This window comes from Neptuniibacter sp. QD34_54 (assembly GCF_047778055.1).
GTDB lineage: Bacteria > Pseudomonadota > Gammaproteobacteria > Pseudomonadales > Balneatricaceae > Neptuniibacter.
This window is the reverse complement of record NZ_CP180546.1, coordinates 2544250-2559272: the sequence shown is the minus strand read 5'-3', so window position 1 is coordinate 2559272 and position 15023 is coordinate 2544250. Positions and strand designations below refer to the sequence as shown.

Sequence of the window (15023 nt, the reverse complement as noted above, 5' to 3'; positions counted from 1 at the left end):
ATAATCCAACGCTTTTTAAGCAATGATGGAGCACGTAAATGAGCAAGACGCAGTCTCAGTGGGTGGAAAAGCCTACTGTTCTTGTTGTTGATGATACGCCAGATAATCTGGCGCTTATGTCTGCGCTTTTAAAAGAGCACTACCGCGTTAAAGTTAGTAACTCCGGCGCCAAAGCACTAGATATAGTCAACTCGGCAACCCCGCCTGATCTAATCCTACTCGATATCATGATGCCCGAGATGGATGGATACGAAGTTTGTAAGCGCCTTAAAGAAGCTTCAAACACAGCAGATATCCCCATCATCTTTTTAACAGCTAAAACCGAAAGCCGCGATGAAACCAAAGGACTGGCATTAGGCGCGGTGGATTACCTAACGAAACCGGTTAATCCAGAGATCCTGATGGCAAGGGTGTCTAATCATCTGCAATTGAAAGCACAAAAGGATTTCTTAGCGGATAAAAATGAGTTCTTAGAAAAAGAGGTTCGCCGTCGTACCCAAGAAGTCACTATGGTGCAGGACGTTACCATTCTTATCCTTGCTTCATTAGCCGAAACAAGGGATTCCGATACCGGCAACCATATTCGTCGCACCCAATTTTATATCCGTGCCTTAGCTGAAAAGCTCAGATTCTTACCTAAATACAGCGAACTCTTAACCGATGCTTATATTGATGTGCTGTTCAAATCAGCGCCTTTACACGATATCGGCAAGGTCGGAATTCCAGATCACATTCTATTAAAGCCAGGCCCATTTGAGGACGACGAGTTTGAAATCATGAAAAGCCATACCACCCTAGGTAAAGAGGCGATTGAACATGCGGAAGCTCAGCTGGGTGTTGAGGTGGATTTCCTAAAGGTTGCTAAAGAGATTGCTTACTCTCATCAAGAAAAGTGGAATGGTTCTGGCTACCCTGAGGGCTTAAAAGGCGAAGATATTCCGCTTTCCGCAAGGTTAATGGCTATCGCTGATGTTTATGATGCCCTGATCTCAAAACGTGTTTATAAAAATGCCATGTCCCATGAGCAAGCGGTGGCGATCATAGAAGAGGGCAGAGGCAATCATTTTGATCCTGATTTGGTCGATTGCTTTATCGAAATACAGGGCGATCTGTTAGCCATAGCATTGCGCTTTGCCGACAGTGACGAAGGCGTCTTAAACGTTAATTCAGAATAGTTAGCATTAAGATACCAAGCGCTCTTCAAGCGCTGCAGAAGCACTTGTTATCTTAGGGAATATAAAAGAGTGCTTATCTAAAAGTGCTTTGCATGAAACCTTAGATGCTCTTCTATAAAGCTCGCAATAAAGTAATAGCTATGGTCGTAGCCATCGTGTAAACGCAGCTCCACAGGATTATTCACAGCCGCAGCTAATAGCGCTTCAGGTTTTAACTGCTCTTCCAAAAACTGATCCTTCTTACCTTGATCAATCAGCGTCGGCATAAAGTTATTAGTGTGCTTAAACAGCTCGCAGCTATCGTATTGTTTCCAAACCTCTACATCATCACCTAGGTAAGCGCCAAACGCCTTCTGACCCCAAGGGCAGTTGATCGGATTGGTAATCGGGCTGAACGCACTTACGGATGAGAAACGTTGCGGGTTGCGCAAAGCGATCATCAATGCGCCGTGTCCACCCATAGAGTGCCCGGAAATTGCTCGCTGTTCTGTGACGGGGAAGTTCGCCTCAATCAGGGCAGGTAACTCAGACACAATGTAATCATACATCTGATAGTGCTGCTGCCAAGGCGGCTGGGTGGCATTGACATAAAAGCCAGCGCCTATACCTAAATCATATTCGGGGTCATCTGCAACGCCATCACCACGAGGGCTGGTGTCGGGTGTAACAATGGCGATACCTAACTCGGCAGCGATACGCTGAGCACCGGCTTTCTGAATAAAGTTCTCATCGGTACAGGTAAGGCCAGATAGCCAATACAACACAGGTACCTTTTCTCCTGCCAGTGTTTGCGGTGGAAGAAAAATAGAGAATCGCATGCTGCAGTTTAAGCGGGTGGAATCATGCTGATACTGCTTCTGCCAACCACCAAAGCTTTTAAATTGAGCTAAATTTTCAATCTGCATTGAGTTTACTCACATCCACCCTGAATAGACTCAGGGCGGATTTCGGTTAGGGTTACTTATGACAATTACTTATCAAAATGAATAACGCTGCGAATGCTTTCGCCTTCGTGCATCAAGTCGAACGCTTTATTAATGTCCTCTAGTCCCATGGTGTGGGTGATAAAGTCAGATAGCTTAAACTCGCCTTGTAAGTAGCGTTCCACATAATCAGGAAGCTCAGAGCGGCCTTTAACGCCACCAAAGGCAGTACCGCGCCATACACGTCCAGTCACCAACTGGAATGGACGGGTAGAGATCTCCTGACCTGCACCTGCAACACCGATAATCACCGACTCGCCCCAACCTTTGTGGCAGCATTCAAGGGCAGAGCGCATCACATCGACATTACCGATACACTCGAACGAGTAATCAACGCCGCCATCGGTTAACTCTACAATGACATCCTGAATCGGCTTGTCGTAGTTTTTCGGGTTAATGCATTCGGTAGCGCCTAGCTGTTTAGCTAGATCAAACTTACTTTCGTTAATATCAATGGCGATGATGCGGCTCGCTTTCGCCATAGTGGCACCAATCACAGCAGACAGACCAATGCCGCCTAAGCCAAAGATAGCAACTGTTGCGCCTTCCTCTACCTTGGCGGTATTCATGACCGCTCCCATGCCGGTTGTTACGCCACAGCCTAATAGACAAACCTCTTCAAGCGGTGCCGCTTTGTTTACTTTCGCCAGTGATATTTCAGGCAACACAGTGTATTCAGAGAAAGTAGAACAACCCATATAGTGATAGATCGGCTGACCATCTTTATAAAAACGGGTGGTGCCATCTGGCATTAAGCCTTTGCCCTGTGTTTCTCTAATTTTTTGGCAGAGGTTGGTTTTTCCCGATTTGCAGAACTTACACTCGCCGCACTCAGGTGTGTATAGTGGAATTACGTGATCACCCACTTCGACACTGGTCACACCTTCGCCCACAGCTTCAACAATACCACCACCTTCATGACCTAAAATTGCAGGGAAGATGCCTTCTGGGTCTTCTCCAGAAAGGGTGAAGGCATCGGTATGGCAAACACCTGTCGCCACAATCTTGATAAGCACTTCACCTTTTTGTGGTGGCATTACGTCGACTTCTTCAATGGATAGAGGCTGATTAGGCCCCCAAGCGATGGCTGCTTTTGATTTAATCATGGCTCTACTCTTTATTTAGGACAGCGTTTTTAATCAATAGGGATCAATGTGCTAAACATTATAGTTTTTTCATAAATGGCTATAATCTAGCTAAATATGAAAATACTTTTACGAGGTTGTAACAATGTTTGGCTGGGAGGGAGTAACAGAATTTGTTGCTGTAGCAGAGACAGAAAGCTTCACCGCAGCGTCGCAACGCTTAGGTATCTCTACCGCACAAGTGAGTAGGCAGATCAGCGCATTAGAAAAGCGCCTCGCGACAAAACTGTTCTACCGCACAACCCGAAGGGTATCGGTTACGGAAGAGGGTAAGATCTACTACCAACACTGCCGCCAACTGCTAGATGGCTTAGACGAAGCAGAAAGAGCGCTCAGTCAGTTACAAAGTCGACCGCAAGGCAAACTAAAACTCACAGCCCCAACCACCTTTGGCGAAACCAAAATCATCCCATTGCTGAACGACTTTATGCTGCAGTACCCAGAGCTCGAAGTGGGATGCCATCTGACCAACCAGAAAGTGGCGCTGGTGGAAGAGGGCTATGACCTAGCGATCCGCTTAGGCAAGTTGGCAGACTCCAGCATGATCGCCAAAAGACTCGGAGCGCGGCAGCAATTTATCTGTGCCTCAAAAGACTACCTCAATGCCCACGGCCGCCCCGATTCTATCTCTGAGTTAGAACAGCACAACTGCCTACAAGGCACCTTGGATTACTGGCGCTTACTCGATGGAAGTCAAGAGAGGGAAGTGCGGATCAAAGGTAGCTTCCGCTGCAATAGCGGCTTAGCGCTATTAGATGCTGCTTTAAAAGGGCTAGGGATAGTACAACTGCCAGATTACTACGTTAAAGAGCATATCGAGCAAGGAAGGCTAGTGCCGCTGCTGGAGGGCTATCAACCGGAACCAGAAGGTATCTGGGCTCTGTATCCGCATAATCGGCACCTGTCTCCTAAGGTTCGGATGCTGGTGGAGTATTTGGGGGAGAGGATGGGTGGTTAGGGGTGGAGAGTGCAATATGCAAGGCCTGACTCTAGGGTTTTGTTAAGGTATTTAAAAAAAGCGCACTAAATAGAATTGTAGACAGAATCTATCTGAACTATCGTCAAAATCTTTGGGCCATAACCTGACAAATGCTGGTAGGATTCTGTTGTAAGGAATTTGAGTTCGGCAAAAATATAGATAAGGAATGATGACGTGCTTTCGAAGATTTGGTCTGACCGTATCAACGATTATTCGATTGAAATCGATCATGAAACTGACCTTTACCTACCAGTGAAGAAAATGAACTTGTTCATAGGTGGCAATAATTCTGGTAAAAGCAGGTTTATTAGGCAGTTGTTTGCTGAGCCTAGCCCCACCTTTAAGGGCGCATTCAAAATAAATCACGAATTTAGGGCGCTAGTGCCCGAGATAGTGACCTTTCTCGATCAGAGGCGTATTTCAGATGAGACCGGTGAAATGATCCGGTTGTTTACAGAACAGAACTTTATACCAATAGAGAACTATAGTGTATTTGCAAGTAGCTATATAAAGCTAATTAGTCGCGTTCTAGATGGAGATCCCCCTTTTAATTCAAGTGATAGGGACTTTTACTCCTCATTGCGTCGCCAGATCGGGAATGTAAGCGGTTTTAAAGATAGGTTGATAAAGTCTGTAGAGCTTGTTCAAAAATATTTGATGCCTCCACGCATATATATTCCGATACTAAGAGGCCTACGACCTGTTTCCAATAATGATTCTTACTATGACAGAACTTTTAAGGATTATTTTAAAGGAACATCGATAAAATCTGATCGTTTAAAAACTGGTTTTGATTTTTACAATTACCTAGTTTCGTCTTTGCTTGGGCAGCCAGAGCAACGTGATGCAGTTAGAAAATATGAATCACTTATTAGTGAACATTTTTTCGAGGGGCAATCAGTTACTTTAATACCTGAGCATCAAAAAGATACTGTCTCAGTTAAAATAGGGGGTGATCCTCAATTTCCTATTTACCAACTAGGAGATGGGTTACAACAAGTTCTAATTATTTCTTTTTACTCTTACATGGAAGAGTGCCACTCAATATTTTTTATTGAAGAGCTTGAGCATAGTTTGCATCCCGGTTTAATTAAGAGACTAACAAACTTTTTATTAAACTGTACTGAGCACCAGTATTTCATAACGACACACTCCAATCATTTACTTGATATAGCTGAGAGCAATGATGAGGTTACTGTTTACAGGGTCCAAAAAACCAAGAAAAGAAGCTTTTTTCTCAGTGAGTGTAGTAAGGATAGAGATCTTCTTATTGAACTAGGTGTTCACCCATCGTCAGTCTATCTTGCCAATTGCAGTATATGGGTTGAGGGTATAACGGATAGATTATACCTTCGTGAATTTATGAAAAAATTTATTAATAGCTCAGATGAAGAGGAAAGAAAGCTCCTCAACGCTTTCATGGAGAATTTGCATTATACCTTTATTGAATATCAAGGGAGTAATTTGGTTCACTGGTGTTTCAGTGATGATACAGATGGGGCTGATAATCGGGGGCTTAACGCTCTTAGGTCTAGTAGCAGTCCCCTGTTGATTGCTGATGGTGATATAGCAGATAAAGGGGATAGGGTTTCTCAATTGGCAGATGAACTTGGAGAACAGTTTATTCTTCTTGAATGTAAAGAAATCGAGAATCTATTAGGCGAGACTATTTTAAGGGAGACTGCGAAGAGAATTTATAACGGTAAGCGATCTAAGGTTGATGGGGAGATAGTAAAACTCGATATGATTAAGCAGGGGGATTATGAAAAATCACCTGTTGGTATCGGCGAATATTTAGATAGTTTATTAGGCAGACAAAACGTCTATGCGGCAGATTCAGGCACTATCAAAGACAAACTAAAGTTTTGTAGGACCGCTGTAGAGGTTATGTCTGGTCCTGATATTGAATGGGAGCTGACGGATCAACAAAACAAAATATGCGAAATTATTTTTAATCACATAAAAAAATGTAATTTATATTGATCCGTGATAAATGGGGTCAGAGTATTATTTTTTGAAAGTATACTATGACTCTATTTTTTTGGCGTTACTGATTATTAAGAGAAAGTTATGGAGGGACTCATTAAGTACGCAGAAAAGGCTTTTGAAATTCCGTCGATTGCCATTATGGCGATGCTGGCTTTTTTGGCTGTTCTTAAAATGGCTAAAAGATATTTTGATTCAAAAGTAGAGGAACGTAGCTCAAGAGTGAGATTTATCGTTGAGGAAATGAAAAACCTTGATATGAGCAATGCTTACCTTGTAGAACAGGTATTTAGTGAAAGATATAAAGTGCTTTTAAACTATAAAGAAATTCTCTATTTTCTCCGAACCTCCAGGCCATCGCTAAATTTATATCTCTACCAATCCACATCGGTATATTTCCTATTTAATAATACTGGTTTTAAACTGTCATTAGATAGCAAGCGAACGCCTGATTATTTGAGGCGTAAAGGTTTATTATTAGGTTTTGGCTACTATGTATTTTCTGTGCCAGCCATGATTTTTGCACAGGCTATGCCGGAGTTGTATATAAAAAATATTAGTGGGTTTGTATTATTTTATTTTGTAATTATCTTTTTATCTTTTCTTGCAGTTATGTGTGTGCATGCCCAATTAAAAACTGAAAATGCTCGTAAATTAATATCTAGTATCGAGCATGATAATTCATGAAAGGTTCAAATGCGTTTCGACTAAGAAAGGGAAATACGAATTTAAGCTGGCTTACGTTGCGGTAGCGGATTTTACCTATTCGAAACGGACTTAAAAGGTTTAAAGTTTATGTTATTACCGGATTGCAACGTAGGTTAGCAACTACGGGGTCAGAGTCTAATTTATTGAGAATCATCATTCTTAACAAATAGTTCAATGAAGGGCGAGTTTTGCACGTTAATTATCTGAATGTTATCTGTTTCTTAGTTCCCACTAACAATTGTCTGGCTTGCTGTTTTTATTTCAATAGGGAGACACTATGACGCTTATCAGGCGTATCACTTTATTTATCACCATATTTGCTTTACACACTTCTATTGCTGCACAAGATTACTCCGATAGGGATGCGGAGAACCCGATAGCGGCAGGTTCAAGCTTATGGACTGAAGAGCTTACCTGGATTGAAGTGCGGGATGCACTCGATAATGGCGTGACGACCGTAATTATTGCCACTGGTGGGGTGGAACAAAATGGACCATTTCTTGTAACTGGAAAGCATAATTACGTTCTGCGGACTGTATTGCCGTATATCGCTAGTGAGATCGGGAATGCCTTAATCGCTCCAATCGTAAAATTTGTTCCAGAAGGCAATATTGAACAAAAGTCTGGTCATATGGCTTATCCGGGTACCATCAGTGTTGAACAATCAACATTTGAAGCGCTATTAACTGATATCTGTCGAAGTTATGCTGCTCATGGTTTTAAGGATATTATATTGTTGGGCGATAGTGGTGATAACCAGCCAGGAATGAGAAATGTAGCTAATTCTTTGAATGAGCAGTGGGAGAACGAAGAAGCCCGAATTCATTTCTTAAGAGATTTTTACTCGGAAGATAAGTGGAGTTATGATTTTTTGAAATCTAAAGGGATTGTGCAAATTGATCGTAACCCTCCAGCAGGAAAAGCTCCAGATCGAAGAGCTGATAGGCGTAATGGAATGCATGACGACATTTATTATCAAGCCCAAGTAGCAGTTCAAGACCCGGAATTAATCCGTACTAAACAGCGCTTGAATGCAGGCTTGTTTTCGTTACATGGAGTTGATCTCGATCCAGTCAGCAAAACCGTAGAATTGGGTAAAAGCCTTGCAAAATACCGTGCAGAAATTACCGCGAAGGCATTTAAAAAATCTTTAGAAGAATTGCGAGATTCCAATTGAATTTAAAGTTTCTGCTTACCAAAAAAATGCCGCATCAGATGCGGCATTTTTAGTTTTAGACTAGATCGCTAATCACTCAGCGTAATCTTCAACCGGAATACACGAACAGAACAGGTTACGGTCGCCGTATACGTTGTCGATACGGTTAACCGTTGGCCAGATCTTGCTGTCTTTCAGATGATCAGCTGGGAAGGCTGCTGTTTCAAGCGAGTAAGGACGGTTCCACTCTGAATCGATAATGTCTGCCATGGTGTGTGGTGCATTACGCAGTGGGTTGTTTTCTCCGTCGATCTCGTTTGCTTCAACCTGACGAATCTCTTCGCGGATGGTGCTCATCGCTTCGATAAAGCGATCTAGCTCAGCTTTAGATTCAGATTCCGTTGGCTCAATCATCAATGTGCCTGCTACAGGGAAGGACATTGTTGGAGCGTGGAAGCCAAAGTCCATTAAACGCTTAGCTACGTCTTCTTCTGTGATGCCAGATGCTTCTTTAAGTGGACGCATGTCGATGATGCACTCGTGTGCAACACGGCCGTTACGACCAGAGTAAAGAACAGGGAAGTCTTCGCCCAGTTTCTTCGCTAGGTAGTTAGCGTTTAGGATCGCATTCTCAGTAGCCGCGCGTAGACCTGTGCCACCCATAAGAGCAATGTAAACCCAAGAGATCGGTAGGATAGATGCGCTACCCCAAGGTGCAGCAGATACAGCGCCGTTCTCAGCTTTAGGGCCTTCGATCTGTTGTACTGGATGGTTAGCCACAAATGGTGCTAAGTGTGCTTTAACACCGATAGGGCCCATGCCTGGACCACCGCCACCGTGAGGAATACAGAAGGTTTTGTGCAGGTTCATGTGCGATACGTCTGCACCGATCTCTGCAGGTTGGCTGATTGCTACCTGAGCATTCAGGTTAGCGCCGTCCATGTAAACCTGACCACCGTTGTCGTGAACGATCTGGCAGATCTCACGGATATCTTCCTCATATACACCGTGTGTAGATGGGTAGGTGATCATTAGGCAAGATAGGTCATCTTTATGCTGTTCTGCTTTAGCGCGCAGGTCAGCTACATCTACGTTACCGTTTTCATCACATGCGGTGAGTACCACTTTCATATCAGCCAGTGCTGCTGATGCTGGGTTAGTACCGTGTGCAGATGTTGGGATTAGGCAGATGTTACGATGCGCTTCGCCGTTGGACTGGTGGTAGTTACGGATCGCCAATAGGCCCGCGTACTCACCTTGTGCGCCAGAGTTTGGCTGCATGCAGATCGCATCAAAGCCAGTGATCTCTTTTAGCTGATCTTCTAGCTCAGTGATTAGCTGTTTGTAACCTTGTGCTTGATCGATTGGTGCGAACGGGTGGATCTGACCAAATTCAGGCCATGTCACAGGGATCATCTCAGCAGTAGCGTTTAGCTTCATCGTACAAGAGCCAAGCGCGATCATGCTGTGAGCAAGGGAGATATCTTTGTTTTCCAGCTTCTTCAGGTAGCGAAGCATCTCTGTTTCGCTGTGGTAGCTGTTGAATACTGGGTGCTGAAGAATCTCAGATTCACGAACTAGTGCAGCATCAAATGATGTTTCACCAGACGCGGAGATCTCTGCATCGATGCTGTCTAGGTCTAGACCGTGACCTGCACCTAGGATGCAATCCCAAAGGGTGTTGATGATGTCGCGGTTAGTGCACTCATCACATGTCATACCCAGCTTGTTATCGCTGATCTTACGTAGGTTGATACCAGCATCTAGTGCTGCTTGGTAAACCTCTTCAGCGTTATCTAGCTGAATAGATAGAGTATCGAACCAGCTGTTGTTCAGTAGCTGAACGCCTTTCGCTTGTAGGCCTTTCGCAAGAATCGTTGTTAGACGGTTGATGCGGCTAGCGATTGTTTTTAGACCTTGTGGGCCGTGGTAAACCGCGTAGAAGCCTGCCATGTTGGCAAGTAGAACCTGAGCAGTACAGATGTTAGATGTCGCTTTCTCACGACGGATATGCTGCTCACGTGTTTGCATCGCCATACGCAGTGCTTTGTTACCGCGTGTATCAACAGAAACACCAATGATACGGCCAGGAACAGAACGCTTGTAGGCATCACGTGTTGCGAAGAATGCCGCGTGTGGACCACCGTAACCCATTGGTACACCAAAACGCTGAGCAGAACCGAATACAACGTCTGCACCTAGCTCGCCTGGTGATTTCAGCATGATCAAGCTCATGATGTCTGCAGCTGCACAGAATAGCGCTTTTTTGCTGTGAACTTTTTCGATTAGCTCAGCGTAGTCATTTACATCACCGTAAGTACCTGGGTACTGAACTAGTACACCGAATACTTCGTGTTGATCGATCAACTCGCTTACGTCACCGACGATTACTTCGTAACCTAGAGGTTCAGCACGTGTTTGAATAACGCTGATGCTCTGCGGGTGAACATTGCTATCGATTAGGAATGTGTTCGCTTTCTTCGCTTTAGACATACGCTTACATAGCGTCATCGCTTCAGCGGCAGCAGTTGCTTCATCTAGTAGGGAAGCGTTGGCAAGGTCTAGGCCTGTTAGGTCTAGCACCATTGTTTGGAAGTTAAGGATCGCTTCCAAGCGGCCTTGAGAAACTTCTGGTTGGTACGGCGTGTATGCAGTGTACCAACCTGGATTTTCCAAAACGTTACGTAGGATAACGTTTGGCACGATCGTGTCGGTATAACCCATACCGATCATCGATGTGTTTACTTTGTTCTTTTGCGCAACAGATTTTAGGTACGCTAGTACCTCATCTTCAGAGCGGCTTTCTGGTAGGCCAATCGGTGACTTGAGCTGGATAGACTCAGGTACGGTTTGGCTGATCAACTGATCCATATCAGTTACATCAAGCTCGGCAAGCATCGCTTGTTGCTCGGCTGCGGAAGGTCCAATGTGACGCGCTATAAAGGCATCTTTTTGCTCCAAAACGGAAAGCGGAGCCTGATTCTGTGTCGGCATTTTTAACTTACCTGTGATCAGTTGATTATGGTGTGCTCAAAAAGTGGCTAATGATACCCGTTTTTTGCTCATTTTGTGATAGAAAATAAACAAAAGTTTATTTTAGGAAACTGTGTTTTCTTATCGGAGTGTTTCTTTCAAGGGAATAGAGGAGGCATTTTTTCGGGCGTTGAGCGGATTACTTATGGGCGCTATTGAGCAATAACGCCCATAAGTAATGTGTTAACAATTCTATTCTGAACAATTTGTCGGAGTTTCTTTATCCCAACGTAATTGTTCTTCAGTGTGTGGAGGTGTGATGAGTTTTAACTTTTTGCTTTCTAACCAATGCTGTACTTCACTGCTGTCGCTTGGATAGTGCCCATCTTTACAGTGACTTAGATTTTGTAAACCTACCCATGTGTTCCGACCACTGTATTTGGCCGCATATAGAGCAATGTCAGATAGTTTTAACATGCTTTTCCAAACTTGGGTGTTTGCTTGGGGTGTATATATATGGATAGAGAAAAAACCGATTGAGCAACTGAGGTTAAATTTCTGTTGGTTACCAAATTCAAATTTTTCGATGCCTTGGCGTATCCTTTCAGCAAGTTTTTTGGCACTGGTTCCATCTAGTTGATAACAGATCACTGTAAATTCTTCACCGCCACTGCGCACCAGAATGTCTTGGTCACGGCAGAACGATTTTAACTGTGAAGAAAATTGCTGAAGTGTCACGTCCCCAATATCGTGGCCGTAGTTATCATTAACCTGTTTAAAGAAGTCCAAATCTAATGTGAAAAAAGTCCAGTCTGCAGGTGGTTTCTTGTTGGCTTCAGAGCTTAGAAAGGCTGACAGAAAACGCGGATTTTTGAGCGTTGTTAATGCATCTGTATAGCTACTATCTTGCAGTTGGTCTCGTTCCTGTGTCAATTCACCAAAGTGCTGTGAAAGCTCTTTTGCCATAGCAATAAATGTGGTGGATAGTTGTCCTAATTCATCATTGCTTTCTAAGGCTGTGAAAGGCTGTTTTTCGCCTTTGTATTTGAAACGATCTGCTTGTTGCTGGAGTTGGACAATTGGGTTAATCAGTACTTTTCTCAGGATAATGTAAGTAATCAAACAGGCGATGCTGCTGAGTATTAACGCTGTGAATAGTGAATAGCGAACAGCACTAATTGCTTGCTGATAAAAAGGGCGAGGCTGATCAATATCTAATTGAATGACAGTATCGCTGCTGTTCATCAGTTGGATATAGCCTCTAGAATGTGATTGCTTTGGCGAAATAAATTCTACCGATGGTGTAAGCGTACTTTTAGTGGCCATACTGATAGAAATATCTACTTGTAACTCTTCACTAAGCTCTTGCACTAAGGAGTCATTTAGTAGTTTAGCGAAGATTAGGTAGCCACGAGGAGGGCCTTGTTTTCGGGTGGTCAAAATAGGTTGCCTAGCAAGCAACAATGGTCCAATCTCCGTCTCAAAGATTCCCTGCTTATCGTCACCTATATATTGCAAAGCCGGGTGGTTATTACTCCACTCGCTACCTTGTAGAAGTTGTAAACTCTCGGGGTCACCAATGTTGTCATTAGCTAGTTTGTTTAAGATTTTATTTTCTTTATTGATAAGGATCAGTAGGTCTAAACGTAGATCCTCTAGTGTCTCTGGAACTAAGTTGGCGGTTTCAAACGCTTTGTAAGGTTGATCTGAATATTGATAGGTATCATCCCAAGCTGCCCAGTCTGTCGACATGCTGTTTAGGTAATCAAGCTCATTCTTAATACCATTTTGAATGCGTTTTATATCTGTTAAATGATATTGCGTTTCCACATTACGTATTTCAGGAAGGGCAAAAAAGTAGATAGTGAGAGCTACCCCTCCCATAAGAATTGTGAAAAAAAGTACTTCGATAGCGATAAGTTTTTGTGAAAGCTGCATCTTTTTTTCCTTACTTAATGCTCATGTATTGGCATTGAGGAAACATCAACTACTATTGTAGGTAAGACTTTGTTTTTTTTCCTGATGTAGATCAGTAGGTTAGTTTCATTGTAGGGAAAGGTATGCCAGCGGTAGAGAAGTTAATTAGTCTGCACAAATCTTTACTAGTGCTGAGTCATGGGGAAGGCTTTATTGATTATCCTCGGATATCGAAGCTAAAACGCATAATTCAGTCCTGCGCAGAACAGTTGAATGTTTCTCGGGTCAGCGTCTGGAAATTAGATACTGATGCTCAGCGCATCGTCTGCGAGGTTTTGTATCTGCATGAAACTGATCAGTATTACCAAGGTGCAGCTCTTTACCAGACTGATTTTCCTAGCTACTTTCGAGCCATAGGTGAAGATCGCTTAATTAATGCAGATAATGCGATTTCGGACCCGCGTACTAAAGAATTCGCCGATTCTTACCTGATCCCCAATGAAATATGTTCGATGTTGGATGCTCCGATTTTTTCCTCAGGAAAGCTACAGGGGGTGATCTGCCTTGAACAGGTTGGTGAACAGCGCGTTTGGGATATGCCCGAGATGTCTTATGTTGCTTCACTGGCTGATCATATCTCGATGATTAATGAGCACGAGTTGTGGCTAAGAGATCGAGAGCAACTGGAGTTTTTGGAGCAGTACGATCCACTTACCGGCTTAGAAAAGCGTAACCAGTTTCAAAAGCGATTGGACTTTAATCAGCAAGAGGCAGGAAATAGTGAAAATCCCAGTGCGCTTTTGTTGATTGGACTTGATTCCTTTGCCTCTATCAATGATCAATACGGTCATACGGTGGCTGATCATTTGTTGGTGGCTTTTGCGCGTCGCTTAGAGAAATTAACTCGACAAATAGATTGCCGTTTAGCGCGTGTAGGCGGGGATACCTTTGGGATATGGATTCCTAATCTTGAAGATACAGAGCAACTCAACTCGCTTACTCATGAGTTAAAACTGACAAGTCGTACACCGCTGAAAATCTGCAATGAAGAGTTCGTCAATGTCAGTAGCAGCACTGGGGTGGTTATCTACCCGATAGAGGGAGAACCGGTTACTAGTCCGATGCGTTGTGCTGAACTTGCCATGCGGCGAGCCAAAGAGAGTACACGTGGTGGCGTACAGTATTTCGCAAAAGATTGGTTGGTACAGCTGCAAAGTAAGCGCACTTTCGAACATGATTTAGTTGAAGCGATCGAACACTCCCAACTTGTACCTTTCTACCAGCCTATATTCTGTGCTGAACAAGAAAGCATTGTGGGTTTAGAGGCGTTAGTGCGCTGGCCTCACCCCGATAAAGGATATATCTCGCCTGCTGAATTCCTACCAACCGCTCGAAAGCTCGGTTTGATGGAACGCTTGGGCAGCTTAATGTTGAAAAAAGCTTGTGAAGATCTGGTGACATTTGAGCAGCAGGGTAAATCGGTCGATTGGGTTTCGGTGAACATTGCCTCCGAGCAGTTACATAACTCGGCGCTTTCTGAAGAGATAGCGTCTTTACTGCAGGAGCACGATCTATCTGCATGCAAAATCGAATTGGAAATTGTTGAGGAATTGATAGGTCAAAACTCTGCTTTTGTCCGTTCTCAACTAGAGGCCCTGTCTAGCCTTGGTGTACGCATGGCGATTGATGATTTTGGTACCGGCTACTCCTCGCTATCGCGCTTAAAGCATATGCCGGTTACTAAATTAAAAATTGATAAGTCGTTTGTTGATGGCTTACCGGATGCCGATAACGATCGTTGCATAGCTAACTCGATTGTGGGTTTGGCTAAAGGCCTGCAGATGGAATTAGTTGCGGAAGGGGTGGAGTTACTCGAACAGGCTGACTATCTCAAACAGATGGGTTGTGAATATCTTCAGGGGTATTACTTCGCTAAGCCGATGTCGAAAGATGAGATTTTGAAGCTGCTGTAGATTTGTTTTGGACAAGGTCAATGAATAA

At 43.7% G+C, this 15023-nt stretch carries 10 protein-coding genes; 6 read left to right on the top strand and 4 right to left on the bottom strand.

Features of this window, described 5'->3' with window-relative positions; genetic code table 11:
• The first annotated feature begins 38 nt into the window (after nt 1–38).
• Entirely contained in the window at nt 39–1175 is a 1137-nt protein-coding gene (locus ACMXYP_RS11570; RefSeq protein WP_415881793.1) for a response regulator, read from the top strand.
• A 77-nt stretch (nt 1176–1252) separates the two neighbouring features.
• Here the strand turns inward: ACMXYP_RS11570 and fghA are convergent, their stop codons facing one another.
• Nucleotides 1253–2080 carry an S-formylglutathione hydrolase gene (gene fghA / locus ACMXYP_RS11565; protein ID WP_415881792.1) on the bottom strand — a complete coding sequence of 276 codons (828 nt, stop codon included), beginning with the start codon at nt 2078–2080 and terminating at the stop codon, nt 1253–1255.
• A 65-nt stretch (nt 2081–2145) separates the two neighbouring features.
• Nucleotides 2146–3264, bottom strand: a complete 1119-nt coding sequence (locus tag ACMXYP_RS11560; protein ID WP_415881791.1) for an S-(hydroxymethyl)glutathione dehydrogenase/class III alcohol dehydrogenase — start codon at nt 3262–3264, stop codon at nt 2146–2148.
• 124 nt (nt 3265–3388) lie between these two features.
• Between ACMXYP_RS11560 and ACMXYP_RS11555 the strand changes: the two genes are divergently transcribed.
• From ACMXYP_RS11555 to ACMXYP_RS11540, 4 genes are all read left to right on the top strand, one after another.
• Nucleotides 3389–4261 carry a LysR family transcriptional regulator gene (locus ACMXYP_RS11555; RefSeq protein WP_415881790.1) on the top strand — a complete coding sequence of 291 codons (873 nt, stop codon included), beginning with the start codon at nt 3389–3391 and terminating at the stop codon, nt 4259–4261.
• Between the two features lie 195 nt (nt 4262–4456).
• A complete protein-coding gene (locus ACMXYP_RS11550) occupies nt 4457–6265 on the top strand; it encodes an ATP-dependent nuclease (RefSeq protein ID WP_415881789.1) in 1809 nt (602 codons plus the stop codon).
• A gap of 87 nt (nt 6266–6352) precedes the next feature.
• Nucleotides 6353–6955, top strand: a complete 603-nt coding sequence (locus tag ACMXYP_RS11545; RefSeq protein WP_415881788.1) for a hypothetical protein — start codon at nt 6353–6355, stop codon at nt 6953–6955.
• Between the two features lie 298 nt (nt 6956–7253).
• Complete coding sequence (locus ACMXYP_RS11540; protein WP_415881787.1) at nt 7254–8153, top strand: creatininase family protein; 900 nt, start codon at nt 7254–7256, stop codon at nt 8151–8153.
• 72 nt (nt 8154–8225) lie between these two features.
• Here the strand turns inward: ACMXYP_RS11540 and gcvP are convergent, their stop codons facing one another.
• Together gcvP and ACMXYP_RS11530 are read right to left on the bottom strand one after the other, a co-directional pair.
• Complete coding sequence (gene gcvP, locus ACMXYP_RS11535; RefSeq protein ID WP_415881786.1) at nt 8226–11126, bottom strand: aminomethyl-transferring glycine dehydrogenase; 2901 nt, start codon at nt 11124–11126, stop codon at nt 8226–8228.
• 231 nt (nt 11127–11357) lie between these two features.
• Nucleotides 11358–13043, bottom strand: coding sequence for a diguanylate cyclase (locus ACMXYP_RS11530; RefSeq protein WP_415881785.1), 1686 nt, complete (start codon nt 13041–13043; stop codon nt 11358–11360).
• A gap of 122 nt (nt 13044–13165) precedes the next feature.
• On the opposite strand from ACMXYP_RS11530, the gene ACMXYP_RS11525 reads away from it, so the two are divergent.
• On the top strand, nt 13166–14995 hold the full coding sequence (locus ACMXYP_RS11525) for an EAL domain-containing protein (protein WP_415881784.1): 1830 nt from the start codon (nt 13166–13168) through the stop codon (nt 14993–14995).
• The last annotated feature ends 28 nt before the right edge of the window (nt 14996–15023 follow it).

Excerpts from the sequence above, each read along its gene's own strand:
- ACMXYP_RS11555 (WP_415881790.1), top strand. The coding sequence starts at position 3,389 with ATGTTTGGCTGGGAGGGAGTAACAGAATTTGTTGCTGTAGCAGAGACA.
- gcvP (WP_415881786.1), bottom strand. The coding sequence starts at position 11,126 with ATGCCGACACAGAATCAGGCTCCGCTTTCCGTTTTGGAGCAAAAAGAT.
- ACMXYP_RS11530 (WP_415881785.1), bottom strand. The coding sequence starts at position 13,043 with ATGCAGCTTTCACAAAAACTTATCGCTATCGAAGTACTTTTTTTCACA.
- ACMXYP_RS11560 (WP_415881791.1), bottom strand. The coding sequence starts at position 3,264 with ATGATTAAATCAAAAGCAGCCATCGCTTGGGGGCCTAATCAGCCTCTA.
- ACMXYP_RS11545 (WP_415881788.1), top strand. The coding sequence starts at position 6,353 with ATGGAGGGACTCATTAAGTACGCAGAAAAGGCTTTTGAAATTCCGTCG.
- fghA (WP_415881792.1), bottom strand. The coding sequence starts at position 2,080 with ATGCAGATTGAAAATTTAGCTCAATTTAAAAGCTTTGGTGGTTGGCAG.
- ACMXYP_RS11570 (WP_415881793.1), top strand. The coding sequence starts at position 39 with ATGAGCAAGACGCAGTCTCAGTGGGTGGAAAAGCCTACTGTTCTTGTT.
- ACMXYP_RS11540 (WP_415881787.1), top strand. The coding sequence starts at position 7,254 with ATGACGCTTATCAGGCGTATCACTTTATTTATCACCATATTTGCTTTA.
- ACMXYP_RS11525 (WP_415881784.1), top strand. The coding sequence starts at position 13,166 with ATGCCAGCGGTAGAGAAGTTAATTAGTCTGCACAAATCTTTACTAGTG.